At 45.5% G+C, this 24,978-nt stretch carries 14 protein-coding genes and 1 pseudogene; all 15 read left to right on the forward strand.

Annotation, left to right across the window (positions count from 1 at the left end; all coding sequences use genetic code 11):
* The first annotated feature begins 50 nt into the window (after positions 1–50).
* The 15 genes and pseudogenes from CLIN57ABFB40_RS17480 (at position 51) to CLIN57ABFB40_RS17550 (ending at position 24,966) form a co-directional block, all read left to right on the forward strand.
* Positions 51–1,643 carry a DUF4832 domain-containing protein gene (locus tag CLIN57ABFB40_RS17480; protein ID WP_254871808.1) on the forward strand — a complete coding sequence of 531 codons (1,593 nt, stop codon included), beginning with the start codon at positions 51–53 and terminating at the stop codon, positions 1,641–1,643.
* 117 nt (positions 1,644–1,760) lie between these two features.
* Positions 1,761–2,822, forward strand: coding sequence for a glycoside hydrolase family 105 protein (locus CLIN57ABFB40_RS17485; RefSeq protein WP_175631560.1), 1,062 nt, complete (start codon positions 1,761–1,763; stop codon positions 2,820–2,822).
* Positions 2,823–3,040: 218 nt separating this feature from the next.
* The gene (locus CLIN57ABFB40_RS17490) at positions 3,041–3,583 is read left to right on the forward strand and encodes an RNA polymerase sigma factor (RefSeq protein ID WP_175631290.1); all 543 of its coding nucleotides are present in this window, start codon (positions 3,041–3,043) and stop codon (positions 3,581–3,583) included.
* Positions 3,584–3,729: 146 nt separating this feature from the next.
* The gene (locus CLIN57ABFB40_RS17495; RefSeq protein WP_175631291.1) at positions 3,730–4,656 is read left to right on the forward strand and encodes a FecR family protein; all 927 of its coding nucleotides are present in this window, start codon (positions 3,730–3,732) and stop codon (positions 4,654–4,656) included.
* A 146-nt stretch (positions 4,657–4,802) separates the two neighbouring features.
* Positions 4,803–6,359: a DUF4832 domain-containing protein gene (locus tag CLIN57ABFB40_RS17500; RefSeq protein WP_175631292.1), complete on the forward strand. Its 1,557-nt coding sequence runs from the start codon at positions 4,803–4,805 to the stop codon at positions 6,357–6,359.
* Between the two features lie 56 nt (positions 6,360–6,415).
* A complete protein-coding gene (locus CLIN57ABFB40_RS17505; protein WP_175631293.1) occupies positions 6,416–9,805 on the forward strand; it encodes a SusC/RagA family TonB-linked outer membrane protein in 3,390 nt (1,129 codons plus the stop codon).
* Positions 9,806–9,822: 17 nt separating this feature from the next.
* On the forward strand, positions 9,823–11,547 hold the full coding sequence (locus CLIN57ABFB40_RS17510; RefSeq protein WP_175631294.1) for a RagB/SusD family nutrient uptake outer membrane protein: 1,725 nt from the start codon (positions 9,823–9,825) through the stop codon (positions 11,545–11,547).
* 20 nt (positions 11,548–11,567) lie between these two features.
* A pseudogene (locus CLIN57ABFB40_RS17515) lies at positions 11,568–13,211 on the forward strand (SusE domain-containing protein).
* A 91-nt stretch (positions 13,212–13,302) separates the two neighbouring features.
* The gene (locus CLIN57ABFB40_RS17520; RefSeq protein WP_175631295.1) at positions 13,303–14,904 is read left to right on the forward strand and encodes a DUF4832 domain-containing protein; all 1,602 of its coding nucleotides are present in this window, start codon (positions 13,303–13,305) and stop codon (positions 14,902–14,904) included.
* Positions 14,905–14,925: 21 nt separating this feature from the next.
* Entirely contained in the window at positions 14,926–16,794 is a 1,869-nt protein-coding gene (locus CLIN57ABFB40_RS17525; RefSeq protein WP_175631296.1) for an FAD-dependent oxidoreductase, read from the forward strand.
* A gap of 7 nt (positions 16,795–16,801) precedes the next feature.
* Positions 16,802–18,868, forward strand: a complete 2,067-nt coding sequence (locus CLIN57ABFB40_RS17530) for an alpha-galactosidase (RefSeq protein WP_175631297.1) — start codon at positions 16,802–16,804, stop codon at positions 18,866–18,868.
* Between the two features lie 256 nt (positions 18,869–19,124).
* Positions 19,125–20,429: an acetylxylan esterase gene (locus CLIN57ABFB40_RS17535; RefSeq protein WP_175631298.1), complete on the forward strand. Its 1,305-nt coding sequence runs from the start codon at positions 19,125–19,127 to the stop codon at positions 20,427–20,429.
* A 28-nt stretch (positions 20,430–20,457) separates the two neighbouring features.
* Positions 20,458–22,254: a glycoside hydrolase family 2 protein gene (locus CLIN57ABFB40_RS17540; protein WP_175631299.1), complete on the forward strand. Its 1,797-nt coding sequence runs from the start codon at positions 20,458–20,460 to the stop codon at positions 22,252–22,254.
* 6 nt (positions 22,255–22,260) lie between these two features.
* Positions 22,261–24,084 (forward strand): DUF4886 domain-containing protein, encoded by a 1,824-nt coding sequence (locus CLIN57ABFB40_RS17545; RefSeq protein ID WP_175631300.1) that lies wholly within the window; start codon positions 22,261–22,263, stop codon positions 24,082–24,084.
* Between the two features lie 27 nt (positions 24,085–24,111).
* A complete protein-coding gene (locus CLIN57ABFB40_RS17550) occupies positions 24,112–24,966 on the forward strand; it encodes a DUF4886 domain-containing protein (protein WP_175631301.1) in 855 nt (284 codons plus the stop codon).
* The last annotated feature ends 12 nt before the right edge of the window (positions 24,967–24,978 follow it).

The raw sequence follows: 24,978 nt of genomic DNA on the forward strand, positions 1-24,978 counted from the left end.
ATCTCTTGATAGATACGGCAATAGTTTTTAATTAAATAAGATTGGAATATATGAAAATAGAGAAGATGCTATCGGTTGTAAGACTATGGAGCTTGGCTTGTTTACTTTTTTGTTCGGGGACTTTATTTGCATGTTCAGGTGGCGATGATGAAGTAATTGATGAGGGAGATAAAGGACTTCCTGCCGGGAATGTAACAGTCAAGGTCGTTGGAGATAAAAAGACAGTTTTGCGTAATCCGTTAAATGGATGGGTTATGTATATGGGCCGTGGTTGGGATGAGAATTTTTGGACCACTGTGGGATATGATAACATGAAAGTGCCGGAATTGGCTACCTCAGTTAAGGTTTCTGATTATGCAAGTACTTGTTATATTCGTACCAGTTGGAGTTCCTTAAATCCGAGTGAAGGTGTGTATGTTTGGAATGATCCGAATGCCCGATTGACGAGATTGTTCAAAAGTGCACTGGATAGAAATATGAGATTATCTTTTCGTATAGTTGTAGATGGGCGTGATCAAGGTTTGAATACCCCACAGTATGTATTTGATGCGGGTGCTGCATCCTATCCGGACCCTAATGGAAATAATGGTGAAAGTCGTAAATCGCCTTATCCTGATGACGAGATATTTCAGCAAAAATATGCTGCTTTTATTGAAGCATTTGCCAAAGAATTTGATGATCCGGATAAAGTGGATTTTATTGATGCCTATGGATTAGGTAAATGGGGGGAAGCGCATACTATGGTTTATAAAGATTATGCGAATAAGGAAAAAGTTTTTGAATGGATTACAAGCTTGTATTCGCGTTGTTTTAAGAAAGTTCCTTTGGTCATCAATTATCATAGATTAGTAGGTGCCAATAATACTTCAGGCTGGGGAGCGGTAGCTTCGGACACAGAAAAGCTTTTAAGTAGTGCAATAAATAAGGGGTATAGTCTACGTCATGATGCTTTTGGTATGACGGGTTATTATCAGGATTGGGAAAAGCAGTATGCTGAAAGATGGAATTATAAACGTCCTATAATGATGGAAGGTGGTTGGATTACTGGAGGAACGCACCGTTATTGGATTGACCCGAGTGGAAAATATAGAGAAGGTCATCCGGAAGATGTTCGTCAGGGGGAATTTGACGCTTCTGCTGAAGCACATGTAAATATGATGGATTTTCGTGTGGGAGATGAAACGAATTCATGGTTTACCAAATGCTTTTCTTTGGTACAGCGTTTTGTTACCGAAGGTGGATATCGTTTATATCCCGATATGATTTCTTTGCCGAAAGATGCGACAAGTGGGCAGAAAGTGTCAATTGTTCATCGTTGGAATAATATGGGATGGGGATATTGCCCTACGAATATACCGCAGTGGAATCAAAAATATAAAGTTGCGTTTGCATTGTTGGACAATAATGATAAAGTGGTAAAAGTATTTGTTGATGAGCAAACAGACTTGTCTACATGGCTAAAAGGAAAACCGACTACATATAACTTTGATTTAACAATGAAAGGGGTTTCTGTTGGAGTTTACAACTGGGCTGTAGGACTTGTTGATACAACCAAGGATAATGAGATTGGTTTGCAAATGGCTGTAACAAAGAATCTGACAGATTCTGGTTGGGTGAAATTGCTGCAAGTCACTGTAAAGTGATTAATAAAGTAATAACTAACCAACGAAAACGTAATGAGAAAAAGAGCGTTAATTTTCAGTTTATGCCTGTTTGGGATAGTATATACTCTTTCGGCAAAAGACAATAAGAATGTTGTAATGGCGACAGAGATTCCTTTTCAAAAAGCAGAAATCAAGTCTATCATGCGAAAGGTTGCGGATTGGCAGATTGCCCATCCCCATCCTGCCCCTGAACATGACGATTTGAATTGGCCGCAAGGCGCTCTTTATGTCGGCATGGTGGATTGGGCGGAACTAGCCGAAAAAGAAGACGGCGATGATACATATTATAAGTGGCTCACCCGTATAGGCCAGCGGAATTGCTGGCAGCCGGACAAACGGTTTTACCATGCCGATGATATTGCCGTATCGCAGTCCTTTCTGGATTTATACCGCAAGTACAAAGACGAAGCAATGATTATCCCTACGCTCGCCCGTGTGGAATGGATTGTCAATCATCCGTCCGAAGGCAGTTTCAAGCTGGTGGAGGGAGACTTAAAGACTTTAGAACGTTGGACTTGGTGTGACGCTCTCTTTATGGCTCCCCCTGTATATGCCAAACTATATATGCTGACCGGAGAGAAAAGGTATATCAAATTTATGAATCGTGAATATAGAGCGACTTATGATTACCTGTTCGATAAAGAAGAAAACCTGTTCTACCGTGACTGGCGTTATTTCGATAAGCGCGAAGCCAATGGCAAGAAAGTCTTCTGGGGACGTGGCAACGGTTGGGTACTTGGCGGTCTGGTTGAAATATTAAAGGAACTGCCCAAGAAAGACAAGAACCGTCAATTCTATGAAGAATTGTTTGTAAAACTGGCTACACGTGTTGCCGGATTGCAGCATCCGGACGGTTTCTGGCATGCCAGTCTCTTGGACCCTGCCTCTTATCCGTCACCGGAAACGAGTTGCACTACTTTCATTGTCTATTCTATTGCTTATGGAATAAACGAAGGCTTATTGGATAAAGCAACCTATCTTCCTGTGATGGTAAAAGGTTGGAATGCATTAGTCTCGGCTGTAGAACCGAATGGAAAACTGGGTTATGTGCAGCAAATCGGTGCCGACCCGAAGAAAGTGACTCGTGATATGACGGAAGTTTATGGAGTCGGTGCTTTCTTGATGGCGGGCAATGAAATCTACAAAATGGCGAGATAATCTGTTCCCTTATAGAGAGGGATGTCAAAAATAGAATACCTGCTTTATACAGTTCCGATTGTAACTGTTAAGTATAGAAGGGCTATATCAAACTTCGTTTCAAAGCAATGATATGGCTCCTTCTATTATTGATAAAGAACGTTAATATTATATAGCTCCACCTATATAACATATAAGAATTCTGCGCCTGTAAATATATAAAATAGTAATCTAATTAAATGGAAGACTTGGAAAGAGAACTTTTGTTGATTTCCAAAGGGGATGAGCTAGCTTTTAATAGTTTCATGAACCGATATTCAAAGAGGTTATACTATCACGCCTTTGGTATCCTTAGTAATAAGGAAATGGCTGAAGAAGTGGTAGGCGATGTTTTCTTTGAAGTGTGGAAACTACGTAAGACGCTTTTGGAAATAGCCAGCATGTTGAGTTGGTTGAATACGATTGTATATCGTAAATCAATCTCTTATTTGCGCAAGGAGGCAAAGGGTAATCAAGAGATATCTTTTGAAGAACTTCAAGATTTCTCTTTTCCTGATATGCAAACTCCAATGGATGATATGCTTTCGCGCGAAGAACTCCAATGTTTGAATGAAGCGATCAATAGTTTGCCGCCCAAGTGCAAGCATGTATTCTTTTTGGCTAAACTGGAACAAATGCCTTATGCGGAAATTGCGCGTATGTTGCAAATCTCGCTTCCTACGGTGAATTACCATATAGGATATGCAATGAATGCTTTGAGAAAGAGACTTGTGGACGGGTGATTTAGAAAAAGAAAGCATTAAAAGAAAAAAATAGAATTTCAACCTATAGATAAATCTAACCTTTGCGTCTTTATAAATAGAAGGGAACTTCTCATGAGAAGATTATAAAAAGGAAAAAGATATTGAAAGGATAAAAAGAATTGAAGATGGATAAAGATATTAATGATTATACATATGGGGATTTACAGGGCGACATCAAGTTGAAGTCGTTTATAGAACACGGTACCCCGGCCGAGATAGATATCTCCGGCATTAAGAAAAAAGCTTTTTTGAAAATGCATCAACATGAACGTAAATCCAGGCAGCGACGCGTTTTAATGTATATTGGTTCAGTAGCTGCTACGTTGTTTTTTTTAATAGGTATAAAATATATAATTACAGAGGATGCGATGGACGGTTTGTCCCACATGGAAGTTACGGAATTGATGGCTGACGCATATGATGAAGAGGTGGAAGTGCCTGTTGGAGAGAAGATGACGCTGCTGTTAGCCGATGGCACAAAGATCGTAGCCAACTCGCGTACAATTGTCCGCTACCCCAAACGTTTTGATGGCGATTGCCGTGAAGTATATGTGAAAGGTGAGGCTTACTTCGATGTGGCACATGATACAGAGCATCCGTTTCTTGTCCATTCCGATAATTTTAGAGTGAAGGTACTTGGGACAAGATTTAATGTGAACAATTACGATACTTCGGATTCGCAAGTGGTATTGGTTCAAGGAGCGGTAGAACTGAAAACGACAAACAATGACCGGGTTCGTATGAAACCGAATGAATTGGTGAATTTGCAGGAGGGAAGTTTTGCCGAGAAACGGACAGTGAATACGGATGAATACACTTGTTGGATGCAGGGTATGATTAACCTTGATGGTGAAAGTGTGGAGTCTGTAGCTCAACGGCTCAGTCATTATTATGGAGTGACTATTTTGTTTGACGATGGGATGTCGGCAGATAGAATTTATGGCAAATTGATGCTGGGTGATCATGTCAGTGAAGCCTTGCAAGCCATTGAAACCATGACGCGGACTTGTATGGAAATTCGTGGTGATACAATCTACTTAGTGAAGAAGTAACAGCTTTTGTAGTCAGTTGCTACTGAATGAAATAATTACATAAGAACTTATTATCAACCAATTTATAATGCCTTCATAGCAAGGTAGAGGAGGCTTATACGCCTTTTCGTAAAGAGAAGCTATGCTTTTTAATACCATTGGAAAATATGAAAAGATACACTTTGTTACGCACATTTATGCTTTTTATAGCAGCTCTGATACTCAGTGGATGGTCTTCGGCACATACACAAGTATCTACAATTAAAGGACTAAAAGCGCCTGAACAAACAGTATGTTTTGAGCCTGATACTACTTCTGTACTCAAAAATCCCCTTACGGGTTGGGTAATGTACCTGGGACGTGCATGGGATGAAAACTTTTGGCAGACCCAACGCTATGATGCTATGCCCGTAAATGGTGGGGATTCCACTGTTCGTGTGAGCGATTACGCCGGTACATGTTATATTCGCATCAATTGGAATATGCTTGAGAGTAAAGAGGGAAAGTATGTATGGAACGATCCGGACTCACGTATCTATAAATTGCTTGCTTCGGTGCGCGAACGTGGAATGCGTTTGGCTTTCCGTATCAATGTAGACAGCCGCGACCAGGGACAGAACACACCTCTTTATGTAAAGGAAGCCGGTGCGAAAGGTTTTCAAGATCCTAATAATTCCCAAATATGGTCGCCTTATCCCGATGATGCCGTATTCCAACAGAAATACGAAAAATTCCTTCAAGCCTTTGCCGTTGCTTTTGACGACCCCGATAAAGTGGATTTTATTGATGCCTATGGACTTGGCAAGTGGGGGGAAGCACACGGTGTGAAATATAATGACTACTCAAAAAAAGAAGAAGTATTCGAATGGATCACCGATGCTTATGCAAAAGCCTTCAAGCATGTACCATTAGTGATAAACTACCATCGTTTGGTAGGAGATACCATCAGTTGGGCGGAACCACACCCTGATAGTAAGAGACTGCTCGAAAGAGCCATTGCCAAAGGATACACCATCCGTCACGACGCTTTTGGGATGACCGGTTACTACGAGCAGTGGGAAAAAGATTTTGCCCGCGCTTACCGCTTTCGCTTGCCCATCATTATGGAGGGAGGATGGATTACCGGAGCACATCACCGTTATTGGATTGACCCCAGCGGCAAGTATCGTCAAGGGCATTCGGAAGATGTACGCTTGGGCGAGTATGAGGAAAGTCGCAACGCCCACGTCAATATGATGGATCTTCGCATAGGTGATGAAGTAGCTTCATGGTTTAATACCTCTTTCGATTTGGTGAAGCGTTTCGAACGTGAGGGAGGATATCGGCTCTATCCTACTAAGGTCAGTTTCGTAAATAAAGCCCGTTCAGACGAGCAGGTGAGCGTGCAGCACAATTGGCGCAATCTGGGTTGGGGATACTGTCCTACCAACATTCCCCAGTGGAAAGGAAAATATAAAGTATGTATCGCTTTGATGGATACTCATCATAACATTGTAAAAAAACAGCTTGTAGATGAGGCCGACCTCTCAACTTGGGTGCAAGGTCACGATGGTCATTATACCACAACAGTCAATTTGGATGGACTTCAAAAGGGAAGTTACACTTGGCTTATCGGTCTGGTTGATACAACCAAAGCATGCCAGCCGGGTTTGAAGATGGCGGTCGACAAGAATCTTCTATTTGAGGGATGGTGCAAAGTCGGCAAACTTAAAATCAATAAGTAACTGGCAGATTACTCATAAATCGTTATGCAATAAATATTAATTATTAATCTTATATTATGAATCGGAAAACAATCACAACTACGGTGGTGAGCTTAGCAAAAGCTTTCTGCCTGGCTGGGCTACTGTCTGTACCCGCTTATTCCAGCGCGTCGACTGTTTCGTTCGAAAAGGTAAATGGGATGTATATCCTTAAAGCCGAAGATTCGACAGTGAAACAAGTGTTCGACTACATTGAGAAACATAGCCAATATGTTTTTGTTTATGACCAACCTGTGAAAGATCGTCTCAACAACAAAGTAAACATCGAACTGCAAGGAAAGTCGATTGATGCTATTTTGGCGGAAGTATGCCGGCTTGCTGATTTGAAATATCACATTCAGAACCGCCAGGTAACTATCACTGTCAATCCTTCTAAAAAGGTTACCACTCAGGTGAAAAAAGCGAAGCGTATCTCGGGACAGGTAGTTGATGCTACCGAGCTTCCGATGATTGGTGCTACAATTCGCGTGAAGGGTAGTGAAGCAGCTACCATTACCGACCTTGACGGTAAGTTTCAGTTAGATGTTCCTGAGGGTAGCGAACTGCTCATCAGTTATGTTGGTTATAATGACAAAACCGTGCGGATAGACAGCAAGAACATGTATGCTGTTGTTATGGAAGAAGCCAGTAAAGCACTTAATGAAGTAGTGGTTATCGGTTACGGTACGGTGAAGAAGAAAGACCTTACCGGTGCGGTGGCAGCCGTGAAAGGAGAAGAACTGGTGAATAAACGCACAGCCATGCTTTCCAATGCTTTGCAAGGATCACTTTCGGGAGTGATGGTGACGCGTGAAAACTCGGCTCCCGGTTCAGGTGCCGCATCTATCCGCGTGCGTGGTATTACTACTATGGGTGAATCGAGTCCGTTGATAATTGTAGATGGTGTACAAAGCTCGCTCGATTATGTGAACTCTAATGACGTTGAGAGTATCTCGGTACTGAAAGATGCTGCGGCTGCCAGTATTTACGGTTCGAAAGCTGCTGCCGGTGTTATCTTGGTTACTACCAAGCGCGGTAACGATAGCGGTAAAATCAACTTGAAGTACAATGCCGAATTTGGTTGGGAAATCCCTACCAAACAACCCAGCATGGTAGGAGTCACCCGCTACTTGGAGATGAGTAACGAGTTGAAGTACAACGATAATCCTACCGGCGGTTTTTTTCAGGAATACACCGCCGACCAAACAAAGAATTGGGTAAAGTATAATGCTACCGATCCCAACAACTACCCCATTACTGACTGGACTGACTTGATTTTGAAGTCGAGTGCTCCCCGTATGACTCACACTCTTTCCGTATCGGGCGGTAACAAAGCGGTAAAGTCGGTAGCTACCCTTTCGTATGACGAGGTGGACGGTCTTTACGATGGTCGTGGATTCCAGCGTTATATGTTTCGTTCGAACAACGACTTTAATATCAACGACAAACTCAGTGCCCAAATAGACGTGAATATCCGTCATGCCAAGAGTAGTACTAAAAATTATGATCCTTTCGATACCATGCGTAAGATGCCTGCTATCTATCCCGCTACTTGGGACGATGGTCGTCTGGCTTCAGGTAAGAGTGGCGCAAATCCCTATGGACTGCTTGTAGCCGGTGGTAACTCAGTGGCTCACAGTACCCAGGTGGCAGGTAAAGGTTCGCTGACTTTCAAGCCCATCAAGGGATTAAGTATCTCAGGTATCGTATCTCCTTTTATCAATTATCAAAAGAAGAAAGCGTTTAAAAACTCATGCGGATATACCCTCGCCGATGACCCCGAAACTTTTGGCGGTTATTTCGACTCCGGCAGCACATGGACTACTAATTCGCTTGAGGAAACCCGTAAGGATAATTATCACGTAACCAGCCAGCTTATTGCTAATTATATGGGAACCTTTGGCAAGCATGATCTTACAGTGATGGCAGGTTTTGAGAACTACTACATGAAGGACGAAGAACTGACTGCTGCTCGTGATAAATACGAACTTACCGGTTATCCTTACCTCAATATCGGTTCGGAAGATTTCCAGACCAATAGCGGTAAAGGCAATGAATATACTTCTAATTCAGTTTTCGGCCGTGTTATCTATTCATACGCCGATCGTTACCTGTTTCAGGCCAATGTACGTCACGATGGTAGTTCACGTTTTGCCAAAGGGTATCGTTGGGGTACCTTCCCTTCATTCTCGGCAGGTTGGGTAATGAGCGAAGAAAAATTCATGAAAAACCTCAATTGGGACTGGCTTTCATTCCTGAAGTTGCGTGGTTCATGGGGTATGTTGGGTAACGAACGTATCGGTGACAATTATTTCCCCTACATTGCTTTGATGAGCTTTGGTAATTCATTATTCTATATGGCCGATGGAAGTGTTGTTTCTGATAAGACAGCCCGCCCTGCTGTGTTGGCTGTAGAAGATATTACTTGGGAAACCACTACCAGCACCGACATCGGTTTGGATGCCAACTTTTTCAATAACCGTCTACAGTTTCACTTTGACTATTATTGGAAGCAGACTAAGGATATGTTGCTGAATATCGAGATTCCTTACTTCATGGGATACAACAATCCCAGTACCAATGCGGGTAAGATGTCTACACATGGTTATGATATTGAACTGGCATGGAACGACCGGATAGGAGACTTCAAGTATGGCGTGAATGTGAATTTCTCTGACTTCCTCTCAAAAATTGACTATATGAATGATGGCGAGCAAATCAGCGGTGGTAAGATTAAGCGTGCCGGTGTGCTTTTCAATGAATACTATGGTTATGTATGCGACGGTATCTACCAGACTCAGGAAGAAGTGAACAATTCGGCCCGTACAAGTACTACCGTAACGGTGGGTGACTTGAAATATCGTGATATCAGTGGTCCTGATGGTGTACCCGATGGAATAATCAGCCCCGAGTACGACCGTGTCCCCTTGGGTAACTCACTTCCTCGTTTCCAGTATGGCGGTACATTCAATGCTTCCTACAAGGGGATTGACTTCAGCATTGCTTTCCAAGGTATCGGCAAACAGAATTCGTACCTTTCTACTGCCATGGTACAACCTTTGCGTGATAACTTTGGTAACGTGCCGTCAATTCTCGAAGGTAAATATTGGAGTCCCTTCAATACCGCTGAAGAGAATCTGTCGGCCAAATATCCCCGCCTTTCGAACGTATCGAAGAGCAATAACTACGCCACATCTAGCTTTTGGATGTTCAACGGTTCATATTTCCGTTTGAAAAACCTCACATTGGGTTATACCCTGCCTGAAACTTGGACGCAAAAGGCAGGCATAAATCGTGTCCGTTTCTATGTGAGCGGTAGTGACCTTTTCTGTTTGAGTAATTTCCCTGATGGTTGGGATCCTGAAATGAACTACAAAGCTTATCCGATTACCACTTCTTTAGTAATGGGTCTGCAAGTTAACTTTTAAATAAATAGGAGTAGAATATGAAAACAAAGATATTATTATTAGCCGGAATGTGCCTGGGGCTTGCTGCTTGTGAGAGTATGGACCTGGTACCAAGATCACAAGGTAATACCGAATCATGGTACACAACCGAAACAGAATTACGCCTGGCTTCCAATGACTTTTACATTTTGGGTTATTGGCAAGAACCTCTTAGTTCGTCCGAACAGTGGTCGGATAACACTACCTATCGTCAGACGAACCGTAATCCGGGAAGTGGCGGAACCATACTTGATGGAACCATGAACGGTCAGCAGTACGAAGTATATACCTTGTGGCAACAATCATTCAAACTCATTGCCCGCGCCAACACAATGCTTGAGAATATTCACAAGGCAAAGGGCTCTGTGAGTCAGGAAGTATACGATCGCTATGCCGGTGAGGCTTACTTCTGCCGTGCCTGCAAATATGCCGAATTGATTTTCTTTTATGGTGATGTACCCTATCAAGAGGAGACTATTACCATTTCCGAAGCTTTGCAGCGTGGTCGCAAGCCTAAAGCAGAAGTGATACCTTTGGTGTATGCTGATTTTGATAAAGCGATAGCCGGTTTGCCCGAAAGCTATGGACAAGGTGAGAATATACATGCCACCAAAGGTGCGGCGCTGGCTATGAAGGCACGTTTTGCCCTCTATATGGGTGACTATGAAATAGCTGCTCAAGCTGCCAAGGCTTGTATGGATCTCAAGCTTTATTCTTTGGAGCCCGACTATGCCAAGCTTTTCAAGCAGAGCACCAAACTGAATGATGAGAAGGTGTTTGTGATACCTCGCTCTATTGAAAACAGTGTGATACTCGACTCTTGGATTGTGAAGAACGGTCTTCCCCGTAATGCCGGAGGATATGGTTCATATAATCCTTCATGGGACCTCTTCGCTTCATACCTCTGTACCGACGGACTACCTATCGACGAGTCTCAGTTGTTCGACCCCCGCAATCCGTTTAAGAACCGCGACCCGCGCTGTGCGATGACTATTGTTGAGTTCAACACCGAGCACTGTGGCTTTGAGTACGATCCCAGTCCCGCTGCTAAAACTGTGATGAACTACACCACAGGTAAAATGCAAAGCAACCAGGATACCCGTATTGTGAATCAATATAGCTCATATACGGGATTGTTATGGAAGAAAGGTATTGATGCTTCCTGGACAGTAGACCAGAAGGTAGAGCAGGACTACATCATCATACGTTACGCAGATGTACTGTTGATTTATGCCGAAGCCATGATAGAACTGAACCGGATTGACGACAGTGTATTGAAAGCTATCAATATGGTACGTGCCCGCGCTTATGGCGTAAATGTAACGGCAACCGGCAGCTATCCTGCCGTGACCACTACCGACCAGACAGAGTTGCGTCGTGCTTTGCGTATAGAACGCCGTATGGAGTTTGCCATGGAGAACCAACGTTTGCAAGATTTGATGCGTTGGAAATTGGCAGGAAAAGCATTGAACGGTTACAACTATATCATGCTAATCAATCCTACGGAACTACTGAACAATGTAGTGAACAAGAACCTCTGGTTCTGGGGAATGACCCCACAAATCGACGAAGATGGTCTAGCTGACTTTTCAGCTCTCTTCAATGCCGGCTATTGCTCGCAGGGTGCCAAGCGCATCTTCCCCGAGCGCGAATACTTGTGGCCGCTGCCTACACATGATGTGGAATTGTGTCCCAACTTATTGCCCAACAATCCGGGTTATTAATCCTATAAACTATTACGAACATGAAAACAATGCATTTATATAGAAGCCTTGGTGTGGTGGCTGTGGGAATGATGAGCATGCTTGCCACCTCGTGCGAAGAGGATATAGACAATACAGCCTCACGCAATCAGTCGGAGATTGAACTGGCTCCTTCGGGTGAATATATCAAACTCGATGAGAGCAAACCCAACGAAACGGCTGTCACTCTGAAGTGGAGTACCGCTCACGATTTTGGTGAGGATTATATCACGACTTATAAATACGAGATGCAGCTTATCGGTAGTGAGGCTACGAATATCAAGGAGTTTGACGACGATGGAGAATTCTTTCGCTCGTACACCAACGAGGAGATGCAGAAGATACTGGTCGACCATTTCGGACTCACCACCAGTACCATTGGCGAAGTACTGTTTACTGTAACAGCCAATTTTGAAGGTCCCCGTCTGATGGTGCCTGATATTGCTACGGCTACATTAAAGATAAAAACGTATGGTCCTAAGCAGTATAAAGCCGATAATCTCTATGTGGGAGGTTCCGCTGTAGGCGAAGACAATATCAAGTTGACGTTGAAAGACGAGATAAACAAGATTTATAGTTACGAAGGTGCTTTGGCTGCCGGTAAGATTAACTTTCCTGTTGATTATGCCGATGAGTTGAATGCCATTGGGCCGGAAACTGCCGATGCTCCTATAACCACCGGTGAAATGACAGGTGTTATATCCGACCGTGCCGAAGCCAATTCGTGGGTGATTCCGTCGGCAGCTACTTATCGTATCACTGTGAATATGAGCAAGCAGACTGTGAAGATAGTAGAAGCCGGTGCGGTAGTTGAGGCTGAGCAAATGTTCTTGGCGGGTACTGCTGTAGGTGAAGAACAAATTGAGATAGCTCAAACTCTCGAAAATGATCAACTTTATGCTTGGCGCGGTGAATTGAAAGCCGGTAGCCTTTACATACCGCTCACTTTCGAGGGCGAACAAGCGATGGCTATTGTGCCGGAAGTAGCAGATAACCATGACATCGAAGATGGTCAGTTGGCAACGTTCGGGCAAGCACTTATCAGCAAAGTAGACAGGCAGTATTGGACTATTCCGGCTGACGGGACTTAACGTATTGTGTTGAATAAGGAGGAAAAGACCATTGCTATCTATTCGGCGGCTACTGACTTGAAACCGCTTACCGTATCGTTTAATAATACAACACTGGGGATAAACCCATGGAGTCAAGAGGTGGATGTACTGCACATGTATGGTGGCTTCAATGGTTTTGCTTACGATGCAGGTACTGACGAAGAAACCGGAAAGCCTCTTAAGTACTGTCAAGTGAAGTATGACCTTATTCAGAGCCTTGCCAATCCGAAAGTCTTTGTTTATAAAGGTGACGTATTGCCTAGGACTGAAAAAGCAGATGATTATGGAAAGAAGAATGCTGGTTGGGTAAACTTCTGTACGCTGCGATATGCCAATAACGGATGGTTTGTTGGTTCTACAGCTGATGCTGAAAGGGGTAAACGTAACGGTTATAAAGAAGTAGAGGTCGGTAAGATAGAGGGTGCTGTAGTTGGGCAGAGTCATAACCGCTACGCTTACTTCCTCATCCCCGAAGGCTGTAACTATGTAGTAGTGGATATAGAGAATAACACTGTACTCTTTGATATTAAATAAATCCAAAATTGAACAGAATAAGGGGTGAAGCTTCAATCACTTCACTTCTTATTCTACCTTTTAAACAATAACAATTAACGACATATATTCTATGAACAAAATAATAAAAAACAGCATCAAGACCTTGTCGATGTGCCTGTTGGCTGCTACGGCTTTTATAGGCACTGCTTGTTCAGACGATGATGACCTTACAACCGACTACAGTTGGAACATTGAAGGCAACACTACCGTCAGCATTAAGCCCGAACGCTACAAACTGTTGCGTAATCCCATGAGCGGATGGGTGATCTACGCCGGTATCGGAAGTGGTATGATGATGAATTTCTGGGATCTCTACGACAATTTCGAGTCGTCCGAAGGCACCGTGAAAGTATCCGACTATGGCAATACTCTCTATGTACGTGGTCTTTGGAGCAATTTCAATCCTGAAAGAGGTAAATATGTATGGGATGAAACTCTACAGACCGAACCGGCGAAGCGCTTCCGCATGTTGGTGGAAGGAGCTAAAGAACGCAACTTGAAACTCGCCTTCACCTTTGTGTGCGACAGTCGCGACAAGCATGAAAATGCCTGTCCCGAGTATGTGAGAGAAGCCGGTGCCGAAGGATTCACCACCAAAACCGGTAGTGTAAACGTATGGACGCCTTATCCTGACGACCCCATCTTTCAGAAAGAGTATGAAGCATTCCTCACCGCTTTCGCTGCCAAATACAATGACCCCGACGTCACTCAGTTTGTAAGCGGCTTTGGCTTGGGCAAATGGGGGGAAACTCACACGCTGAAATACTCTACAGGTGATGAGAGCCCCAGACAAGCTGTATTCGAATGGATTACCGATGTAATGTCTCGTCTTTTCACCAAAGTGCCTATCATGATAAACTATCACCGATGCCTGCTTTCTACCAAAGAATCTGGTGATGTTGATACCGGTATATCCGCCGATTTGGTGAAACGTGCCGTAGCCAAAGGCTTCTGCCTGCGTCACGATGCTTTTGGTATGAAGCAATATTATAAGGATTGGGAGCGTGGCATCGCTGCCGCTTATCGTGGCATTGTACCTATCACTATGGAAGGTGGTTGGGTGGAATCATCCCACGGTGGTTCTATTGCCGGCGACGGTTATAAGAATTTTGCCGAAGTGCGCCAGGGGGAATATGATGAAGCTAAGGGTGGTTATGTCAATATGATGGACCTTCGCTTTGATACCAATGTGAACACTGGTGAAACGCACTCTTGGTTTAACACCGCTTTCCACCTGGTAAAGGAATTTATATCCGAAGGCGGTTACCGTCTCTACCCCGACCGTCTGTCTATTCCTACTACAGCCCGTAGCGGTAGCAACGTATCATTGACTCACCGTTGGTCGAACTTGGGCTGGGGTTACTGCCCTACCAATCTGCCGCAGTACGGTGACAAATACAAACTGGCTATCGCTTTGCTTGATAAGAGCACCGAAGAGCCTGCCCGCATCTATATAGAAGAGAAAGCGGACATTGCTACCTGGATGAGCGGAAAACCCAAGACATACACTAGCAGCATCAAACTCACCGATGTAGCCGCAGGTACTTACACTTGGGCGGTGGGATTGGTAGATACTACTAAAGAGAACGCTATCGGTATCTTACTTTCAGCCCGCGATGAGTACCAAACCGCCAAAGGTTGGGTGAAAGTGGGAGATATAACTATTCAATAATCATAAAAACGCTGTGCTGTGATGAAAAAAATCTTACTGACATGCATAGCCGTAGCCTGTAGCCTTGTGGCTGTAGCCGGAGAACTGCTCATCGAAGCAGAAAGCTTCAGCCAGCGAGGCGGCTGGGTGCTCGACCAGCAGTTCATGGATCAGATGGGTTCGCCCTATCTCATGGCACATGGCATGGGCATCCCTGTGGCGGATGCTACGGCAGAAATCAATATTCCCCAAGCAGGCACTTACTACGTATATGCCCGTACTTACAACTGGACTTCACCTTGGACCGATGCCGAAGGTCCCGGAAAATTCCGCCTGGCTTTAGGCGGCAAATTGCTGAAGGCTACATTAGGACATACTGGTAATTCCTGGCAATGGCAATTTGCCGGAAAGGCAGTATTGAAAGCAGGGACTACCACTCTTGCGCTGAAAGACCTCACCGGTTTCGACGGTCGTTGCGATGCCATTTACCTTACTACCGATGCGAACACGCAACCCGCTACCTGGGATACGGCAGAGACAGCCGCACTTCGTGACCGCTTGCGACAACAACAGACGGTGCCCGCTCATCAATACGACTTAGTGGTAGTAGGAGGAGGGATAGCCGGAATGTGTGCTGCTGCATCGGCCGCCCGATTAGGTTGTAAGGTGGCACTGGTGAACGATCGTCCTGTATTGGGTGGCAATAACTCGTCGGAAATTCGTGTACACCTCGGCGGTATCATCGAAATGGGTCCTAATCAGGGATTAGGGCGTATGATACGCGAGTTCGGTCATGAACGCTCCGGCAATGCACAACCGGGTGACTACTACGAAGACCAGAAGAAAGAAGACTTCATAAATGCCGAAAAGAACATTACCCTTTATGCCTCTCAGCGTGCGGTAGCCGTGAAGATGCAAGGAGACCGCATTGCGTCAGTCACTATCCAGCACATCGAGACGGGAGAACAAACCGAACTTACCGCTCCTCTCTTTAGCGACTGCACAGGCGACGCTACCATAGGCTATTTGGCCGGTGCCGATTGGACTATGGGACGTGAAGGCCGCAATGAATATGGCGAGAGCCTTGCTCCCGAGCAACCCGACTCATTGGTGATGGGCGCCTCTATACAATGGTATAGCAAGGACATGAAGAAGAAAACTTCCTTCCCTCATTTTGAATATGGCGTGCGCTTTGACGCTGAAAACTGTGAGCCTGTAACCATGGGCGAGTGGAAATGGGAAACAGGCATGAACCGCAATCAAGTCAGCGAAGCTGAACGTGTACGCGACTATGGACTTTTGGTGATATATTCCAACTGGAGTTATCTGAAGAATCACTATAAAGACCATAAGAAGTATGCCAACCGTTCCCTCGACTGGGTGGCGTATATCTCAGGCAAACGCGAATCACGCCGTCTCTTGGGCGACTACGTACTGTCACAGGACGATATAGACAAGAATGTGGCGCACGAGGATGCTTCGTTCACCACTACCTGGAGTATCGATCTTCATTTCCCCGACAGCGTGAATAGTGTCCGCTTTCCCGGCAATGAATTCAAGTCGGCTACGGTGCATCGTTGGATTCATCCTTATGCCGTTCCCTATCGCTGTCTCTATTCTCGCAATGTGGACAACCTCTTTATGGCAGGCCGCAATATGAGCTGTACCCACGTAGCCTTAGGCACAGTACGTGTGATGCGTACTACCGGCATGATGGGTGAAGTAGTAGGTATGGCAGCCGGACTCTGCCACAAGCATCGTGTAGAGCCACGCGACATCTATCATCATCACCTGCCCGAACTGAAGCAACTTATGCAAGCGGGGCTGGGCAAACGCGATGTGCCCGATAACCAACGCTTCAACGAACCCAACGAATTGTTGGAAGTTCCGGGAGCTTACATCAAACCGTAGACAAACTATGAGCAAAAAAAATATTATCACGATATTTCTATCGGCAATATGTACCTTGCCACTTTGGGGCGGACAACAGTATTACGCTTTTCTGAAAGGTGACACGCTACGTATGGGCAATAACTATATGGAACGCGCCATGCTGTGGAATAACGGTGCGCCTGTTACCATCAGCCTTACTGACAAGCAACACGGAAAAACCATTTCGGCACAGGGCAAACAACCCGATTTCTCGATTGTGAAAGGTATCCCTACGGATGCCACATTCACCGTGAACGAGATACCGACGAACGGCATCCACGCCAGTTATCTGCAGGCTACCGTGGCTTGCACTATCGGTTCGCTGAATATAGAGCGTCGCTATCGCATTTATGCAGACTGTCCCGCCATTGCTTGCGACACCTATCTGAAAGGGCAAGTGGAACTTTATCAGAATAAGGAGGACAACCGCTCTAACGCCGACCGCAAAAATATAGAGCACACGGCCGATATGGCTACGGGGGTGAAAACTCCCACGCTCGACAGGCTGCAACTATCCGGCAATCATTGGAGTGCCCGCACAATAGAGTTTTTCGATTACACCGATTGGAATGACAATCTGGTGACCGGGCGTACCTGGCTTCCTTACCGTCGCAATACGTATCGTGGTAATTTGCTTTTTGCTCATGACGTAGCTACGCGTCAAGGCTTCTTTTTCTTAAAAGAGGCTCCCAGCAGCAGTACCCAATTACATTATCCGGGTTCTGACTTCGTGGCGGACTTTAGTGATTTTATGGTAGTGGGGCTGGGCATTGCGTCTCATGATGTAAAGCCAGATAGCTGGACCCGCGTTTATGGATGTGTTACCGGCATCTATACCGGCGGTGAGCAAGAAGCGCTTACTGCCCTGCGCCTCTATCAGAAACAACTGCGCCACCACACCGCCGCACAGGATGAGATGATTATGCTCAATACCTGGGGCGACCGTAGTCAGGATGCCAAAATAGATGAGGCTTTCTGCCTGGCAGAACTGGACCGTGCCGCACGCATGGGCATCACCCTCTTTCAACTGGACGATGGCTGGCAGAGCGGAAAAAGCCCTAACTCGAAGACTGCCGGAGGTAGTTTTAAGGATATTTGGAAAAATGCCGATTATTGGACACCCAACCCCACGAAATTCCCTCATGGACTGAAACCTATTGTAGAGAAAGGCAAGAAATTGGGTATTCGCATCGGATTATGGTTCAATCCCAGCATACAGAATGATTTTGCCGATTGGCAAAAAGATGCGCAGGCCATTATCGGACTTTATAAGAAGTACGGCATCTGCTGTTTCAAGATAGACGGCTTGCAGATACCTACCAAGACAGCCGAACAAAACTTGCGCCAACTGTTTGATACCGTGTTGGAGCAAACCAACTATGAAGTGATTTTCAACCTCGATGCCACTGCCGGTCGTCGCGGAGGATATCACTATATGAACGAGTACGGTAACATCTTCCTGGAAAACCGCTATACCGATTGGGGCAACTATTACCCTTATCGCACCTTGCGCAACCTCTGGATGCTGTCCCGCTATGTACCGGCAGAGAAGATGCAGATAGAGTTCCTTAATAAATGGCGCAATGCCGATAAGTATGACGCTGCCGACCCTTTTGCCCCCGCCCGTTACAGTTTCGATTACCTCTTTGCCATCACCTTGGCGGCACAGCCGTTGGCTTGGATGGAAGCTTCGAACCTGCCCGAAGAGGCTTATATTACGGCATCTCTGCTCAAGAAGTACCAACCCTTGCAACTCCGGTTTCATCAAGGCGTCATACTGCCCGTTGGCGAAGAACCTTCGGGACGCTCGTGGACCGGATTCCAATCGACCGTCTCCGGCACGCAAGGCTATCTTGTGGTTTATCGCGAAGATAATGAGCAAGCCAGGGGGAGTATTGACACTTGGCTTCCAAAGGGTAAGAAAGTTACTTTTACCCCTGTAATGGGAAGTGGTAAGAAGTTTGCCGCAAAAGTCGGCGCACAGGGTAGAGTAAGTTTCGAGCTGAATGACAAGAACTCTTTCGCACTCTATCAATACGAAGTAAAACCATAAAAAGGCGGTTGTCTGCTTTTTATGCTAATGATGAATAAAATGTTAACTTTTGATTTACAGGGTGTTATGATTTGTGGAGAGAAGCATTAATACCTCTGCTGTTGGGTGTTAATAGTTGAGTTGTCAGGTATTAACAGTTGAGCGGACAGGTATTAATAGTTGAGACAATGGGTATTAATAGCTGATAAATGAAATCTTAATAGCTGATAAATGGAATATTAATATAGCAATGACAAATGAAATAAAATAGGGAACTATGATAAAAAGTGTACGTTTTCTTCTTCTCCTGATAGCATTTGTCTCCATGCAGATAGTTGCATGGGGACAGCCACAGGAAAGACTGGTTCAAGTGCAGGTCACTCCCGACCACACTAATTGGCTGTATAAACCGGGAGAAAAAGTGAAATTCAAAGTGGCGGTATTGAAATGCAATATCCCGCAGGATAATCTGGAAGTGCGCTATGAGATTTCGGAAGACATGATGAAACCTCATCAGACAGGCAAACAGCCTTTGAAGAACGAAAAGCTTGAAATTAACGCAGGGACTATGAAAAAAGAAGGGTTCCTGCGTTGCCGTGCTTTTGTCACTTGCCAAGGACGTGAGTATGAAGGCGTGGCTACCGTCGGCTTTTCTCCTGAGAAATTGCAACCGACCACTCCGTTGCCCGCCGACTTTCTGGAGTTTTGGAAAAGCACCAAAGAAGCCGCAGAAAAGTGGGCGCTTGAACCGATAATGACTTTACTGCCGGAAAGGTGTACGGATAAGGTGAACGTATATCATGTCTCTTTCGCGAACAATGACTATGCGTCCCGTATGTACGGCATCCTTTGTGTCCCGAAGGCTTCCGGGAAATATCCAGCGATTCTGAAAGTGCCAGGCGCAGGCATCCGTGCCTATAACGGAGAAGCCGAACGTGCCGGAAAGGGTTTCATCATATTGGAAATCGGTATTCACGGCATTCCGGTCAATTTGGTGGGGGATGTCTATCACCGCCTTTATAACGGAGCTTTGAAGAACTACCACTCGTTCAATATGGACAATCGGGACAAGTACTATTACAAGCGGGTCTATACAGGCTGCGTGAGAGCCATTGATTTCATTTACACACTTCCTGAGTTCAATGGCAATCTGGCGACCTTTGGAGGAAGCCAGGGCGGTGCGCTTTCTATTGTAATTGCCGGACTGGACACTCGTGTCAAAGGATTGGTTTCTTTCTATCCAGCCTTGTGTGATATGGCGGGTTATGCCCACGGTCGTGCAGGCGGTTGGCCGCATATGTTGAAGGATGAGAAGAACCGGATACCGGAAAAGATGAAAACCATTCAGTATTTTGATGTAGTCAACTTTGCCCGTCAGGTTAAAGTGCCGGGATTCTATACTTTTGGTTATAATGATATGGTTTGTCCGCCTACTACTACTTACTCCACTTACAACGTGATTAATGCTCCGAAAGAACTGTTTGTAGCTGAGACGACCGCCCATTATGCCTATGCCGAACAGTGGAGTGCAGCTTGGAACTGGGTAATGAATTTCCTGAAAAATGAATCGAAAAACGAATAATATACTAATACCATAAACTAATAGATAAATGAAAACAGGTAAGAAATTAAACCTATGTTTATTGTTGCTGATTGCTTTTGCTGGAAGCGTTGCGGCACAAGAGCTGATAACGAATGTATATGGCCGTGACATCCATTCGCTGAATGGTAAATGGAATGCCATCATCGACCTGTACGACCAGGGACAACGGATGAAAATCTATGAGAACCGACAACCGGAAGGAAATATTGATTTCTACGAATACGCGTTTGAAGGCGGGTTGCGTCTTAACGTTCCGGGAGATTGGAACTCCCAGTCGCCCGAACTGAAATATTACGAAGGCACTGTATGGTATGCCCGTCACTTTGATGCCAAACGCTTGGCAGACAAACGCCAGTTCCTTTATTTCGGCGCTGTCAGCTATCGTAGCAAAGTCTACCTGAACGGAAAAGAGATAGCAGAGCACGAAGGCGGTTTCACCCCTTTCCAAGTGGAAGTGACAGACCTGTTGAAAGACGGCGACAACTTCCTGGCGGTAGAAGTAAACAACCGCCGCACTAAAGACGCCATTCCCGCTCTGGCATTCGACTGGTGGAACTATGGCGGCATCACAAGAGATGTGCTGTTGGTGAAAACTCCCCGGACATTTATAGAAGATTATTTCGTCCAATTGGATAAAAATGCTCCCGACCGGATAATTGCCCGTGTGCGTCTTTCTGATAAAAAAGCAGGTGAGAAAGTAACAGTTGCCATCCCTGAACTCAAAATCAATGCGGAGCTTACCACCGACGCAGAAGGAAAGGCGGAAACTGTATTGAACGCGAAGAAGCTGCAACGCTGGTCGCCGGAAGAGCCGAAACTCTATGGCGTGACTGTATCTTCAAATACCGACCGCGTGGAAGAACAAATCGGCTTCCGCAATATCACCGTGAAAGGAACAGATATCTACCTGAACGGGAAGCCGACATTTATGTGCTGTATCTCTTTCCACGAAGAAATCCCGCAACGTATGGGGCGTGCCTTCTCGGAAGCCGATGCAGCCATGTTGCTGAATGAAGCGAAAGCGCTTGGCGTGAACATGATTCGCCTGGCACATTATCCGCAGAATGAATACACAGTACGCCTGGCGGAAAAGATGGGTTTCCTTCTTTGGCAGGAGATTCCTATTTGGCAAGGCATTGACTTTACAGATAATGATACCCGTCAGAAAGCGCAAAGGATGCTTGCTGAAATGATTAAGCGCGACCAGAACCGCTGCGCGGTAGGTTATTGGGGCGTTGCCAATGAAACACAGCCTTCCAAAGAACGGAACGAATTCCTTACTTCCCTGCTTGAGACGGGAAAACAACTGGACACTACTCGCCTGTACGTTGCCGCTTTCGACCTTGTGCGCTTCAATAGCGAGAAGCAGCGTTTTGTAATGGAAGACGACTTCACTTCCCAACTGGACGTTGTAGCTATCAATAAATATATGGGCTGGTATCATCCGTGGCCTGTCGAGCCGAAAGATGCCATATGGGAAGTAGTGACGGACAAACCGTTGATTATCTCGGAATTTGGCGGCGAAGCATTGTATGGTCAGTCCGGTGATGAGAACGTAGTCAGCTCTTGGAGTGAAGAATACCAGGCCCGTCTGTATAGAGACAACATCCGTATGTTCGACAATATTCCGAACCTGCGTGGTGTATCGCCTTGGATTCTGTTCGACTTCCGTTCGCCGTTCCGTTTCCACCCCACCAATCAGGATGGCTGGAACCGCAAAGGACTCATATCCGACCAGGGTATGCGTAAGAAAGCGTGGTATCTGATGAGAGATTATTTTGCTAAAAAGAGAAACAATAACTAATAGTAGATGACTATGAAAACCGTAAAATGGAACAATAACTTCCTGTTGGCAGGATTATTATTTTTAGTGTCACTATTCTCTGTCGGAGGAGTATTGGTATCCTGCTCCGAATCGGAGAAGATAGTGACGCAGATTGAAGAGAAAATCGTCTATGTAGACGGCAAATGGATGGTGGTAGCTTCCAATGAAGTTACCGTTACTACGGGAGAAACGGTTACATTGAATGTGACGGTAGGCGGTGACGAGAACCTGAAACCTGAATATACTTGTACTTCCGAAAACCCCAATATAGCTAGCGTAGCGGTAGACGCAGACAATAAGGCTGTCACAATCACAGGTGTATCTGCCGGAAACACGTCCATCACTATCGAATGTCCTACGGATACCAAACCGCTTGTTGCCACGATTCCCGTTACGGTGGAGCAAGGGGCAATCCGGATTCTTGCCATCGGCAACAGTTTCTCCCAAGACGCGGTGGAGCAATACCTGTATGAATTGGGCGCAGCTGTAGGACATGATTTTATTATTGGCAATATGTATATCGGCGGATGCGATTTAGACAGGCATCTGGCTAATTTACAGTCGGATGCCGAGGCATATGAATACCGTAAAGTGGTAGATGGCGAGAAAGTGCTGAAAAACAAATATAAGTTGTCTCAGGCATTGGCCGATGAAAGCTGGGATTATATCAGCTTGCAACAGGCGAGCGGAAAATCCGGTAAGTACGGTACGTATACAGCGCTTGCTGATTTGATTGCCGGTATACAGGCACGTTGTCCGCAGGCTAAATTGATGTGGCATCAGACTTGGGCATACGCTTCCAGTTCCACTCATGAAAGTTTCCCGGATTATGATAGCAATCAGATGACTATGTATAATGCCATTGTGTCTGCTGCCCGACAGGCGGTGACGAATCATACGGCACTGAACCTGCTGATTCCTTCGGGCACTGCCATCCAGAATGCCCGTACCTCTTTCTTGGGTGACGCGTTCAATCGCGACGGCTATCATTTGGAGGTTACTTACGGCCGATATACTGCTGCCTGCACTTGGTTTGAGATGATTACAGGACAAAACGTTGTCGGCAACCCGTATGCTCCCGAAACGATTGACCCGCAGGTGGTGAAGATTGCACAAAATGCTGCTCATTACGCTGTGCAGAAACCCGATGAAGTGACTGATATGGTTAACTTCAAGGAACCGGAAATATCTGGCACCGACTTGAAAGCTCCCATCTATATTGATTTCGGCCCGACTTCACTCTCTGCCACTCCGTGGAATAATATAACCTCGTATTTGGAAAGTTCAACCACAAGCTGGATAAAAGATGCGGAAAACAATTATACGAATATTGGCGTCAGAGTCCTTGGCGGATTTACTGCGAATTATGCCGGGGTCAGTGGCGAACCGGCCAGCCCGGTGACGGTGGATGGCGTGGCATTTCCGCTGACTGCATGGAAAGACGGTTTGTTAGTGGGAGGAGAGAAGAATAAGGGTGATGTAGGCCCGGGAAGGATAGAAATCTCTCAACTGGATGCAGCCCGGAAATATAATTTCACTATTTTAGCCATCCGTTTTAATGGAGGCAAAGACACCCGTATATCTTCCTATAAATTGATAGGTAAAACGGAGAGTGAGGTTAAAGAAGTGAAGACAGGTCTCAAGGATGTTGCCTCGTTTAATGCCGCAAATTTCGAGGAATACATTGCTAAGTTTGAGAATATAGAACCGGATTCGGAAGGCAAGGTCATTGTCGAGGTGAAAGGGATTGATACCGGTTTGGCCGCGGAAGGACACATCAATGCACTATGCATTAGTCCGGTGAAATAAAGTCTGGTTTTTATCATATTGATTATAATGAAGCAATATAGAAATGTAGTGATTTGTATGTTCATACTGCTCCTTCTTGCCGGAGGAGCGTATGCGCAGCAAAAAACGGTCAGGATACTTGCCATCGGCAACAGCTTCTCGCAGGATGCCGTGGAGCAATATCTGCATGAACTGGCGGAAGCCGAAGGTATTTCAACCATCATCGGCAATATGTTTATCGGCGGCTGTTCTCTGGAACGTCATGTGAAGAATGCCCGTGAAAATGCTCCCGCCTATGCCTACCGGAAAATCGGTACGGATGGAAAGAAACGGGAAAAGGGCAAGATGTCTTTGGAAACGGTGCTGGCAGATGAAGACTGGGATTACGTCAGCCTGCAACAGGCAAGTCCTTTTTCGGGAATGTATGAGACGTATGAAGCCTCTCTGCCGGAACTTATAGAATATGTAAAAGCACGTCTTCCAAAGAAAACAAAGCTGATGTTGCACCAAACCTGGGCATATGCGTCTACTTCCAAGCATAGTGGATTTAAAAACTACAACTGCAATCAACTGACCATGTATCAGGCCATTGCCGATGCTGTGAAGAAAGCGGCTAAGGTGAACAAGATAAAGATTGTCATCCCTTCGGGCACTGCCATACAGAATGCCCGTACTTCTTTTATCGGCGACCATCTGAACAGGGACGGCTATCATCTGGATGTGAAGGTGGGACGTTATACCGCTGCCTGCACCTGGTTCGAACGTATCTTCAAGCGCAATGTGGTCGGGAATCCTTATGGACCGGAAGGGCTGGATGAGGCGCGGAAAGCTGTTGCCCAGAAAGCTGCCCATGCAGCAGTAAAGCATCCGTATAAAGTGACTGACCTGTTTATTACTAACTAACCGACGAAAATA

This window comes from Bacteroides acidifaciens (assembly GCF_903181435.1).
Lineage (GTDB): Bacteria > Bacteroidota > Bacteroidia > Bacteroidales > Bacteroidaceae > Bacteroides.

What these genes read in the sequence shown, in the direction of transcription:
- CLIN57ABFB40_RS17480 (WP_254871808.1), top strand. Translation starts at nt 51, where the DNA reads ATGAAAATAGAGAAGATGCTATCGGTTGTAAGACTATGGAGCTTGGCT.
- CLIN57ABFB40_RS17485 (WP_175631560.1), top strand. Translation starts at nt 1,761, where the DNA reads ATGGCGACAGAGATTCCTTTTCAAAAAGCAGAAATCAAGTCTATCATG.
- CLIN57ABFB40_RS17490 (WP_175631290.1), top strand. Translation starts at nt 3,041, where the DNA reads ATGGAAGACTTGGAAAGAGAACTTTTGTTGATTTCCAAAGGGGATGAG.
- CLIN57ABFB40_RS17495 (WP_175631291.1), top strand. Translation starts at nt 3,730, where the DNA reads ATGGATAAAGATATTAATGATTATACATATGGGGATTTACAGGGCGAC.
- CLIN57ABFB40_RS17500 (WP_175631292.1), top strand. Translation starts at nt 4,803, where the DNA reads ATGAAAAGATACACTTTGTTACGCACATTTATGCTTTTTATAGCAGCT.
- CLIN57ABFB40_RS17505 (WP_175631293.1), top strand. Translation starts at nt 6,416, where the DNA reads ATGAATCGGAAAACAATCACAACTACGGTGGTGAGCTTAGCAAAAGCT.
- CLIN57ABFB40_RS17510 (WP_175631294.1), top strand. Translation starts at nt 9,823, where the DNA reads ATGAAAACAAAGATATTATTATTAGCCGGAATGTGCCTGGGGCTTGCT.
- CLIN57ABFB40_RS17520 (WP_175631295.1), top strand. Translation starts at nt 13,303, where the DNA reads ATGAACAAAATAATAAAAAACAGCATCAAGACCTTGTCGATGTGCCTG.
- CLIN57ABFB40_RS17525 (WP_175631296.1), top strand. Translation starts at nt 14,926, where the DNA reads ATGAAAAAAATCTTACTGACATGCATAGCCGTAGCCTGTAGCCTTGTG.
- CLIN57ABFB40_RS17530 (WP_175631297.1), top strand. Translation starts at nt 16,802, where the DNA reads ATGAGCAAAAAAAATATTATCACGATATTTCTATCGGCAATATGTACC.
- CLIN57ABFB40_RS17535 (WP_175631298.1), top strand. Translation starts at nt 19,125, where the DNA reads ATGATAAAAAGTGTACGTTTTCTTCTTCTCCTGATAGCATTTGTCTCC.
- CLIN57ABFB40_RS17540 (WP_175631299.1), top strand. Translation starts at nt 20,458, where the DNA reads ATGAAAACAGGTAAGAAATTAAACCTATGTTTATTGTTGCTGATTGCT.
- CLIN57ABFB40_RS17545 (WP_175631300.1), top strand. Translation starts at nt 22,261, where the DNA reads ATGACTATGAAAACCGTAAAATGGAACAATAACTTCCTGTTGGCAGGA.
- CLIN57ABFB40_RS17550 (WP_175631301.1), top strand. Translation starts at nt 24,112, where the DNA reads ATGAAGCAATATAGAAATGTAGTGATTTGTATGTTCATACTGCTCCTT.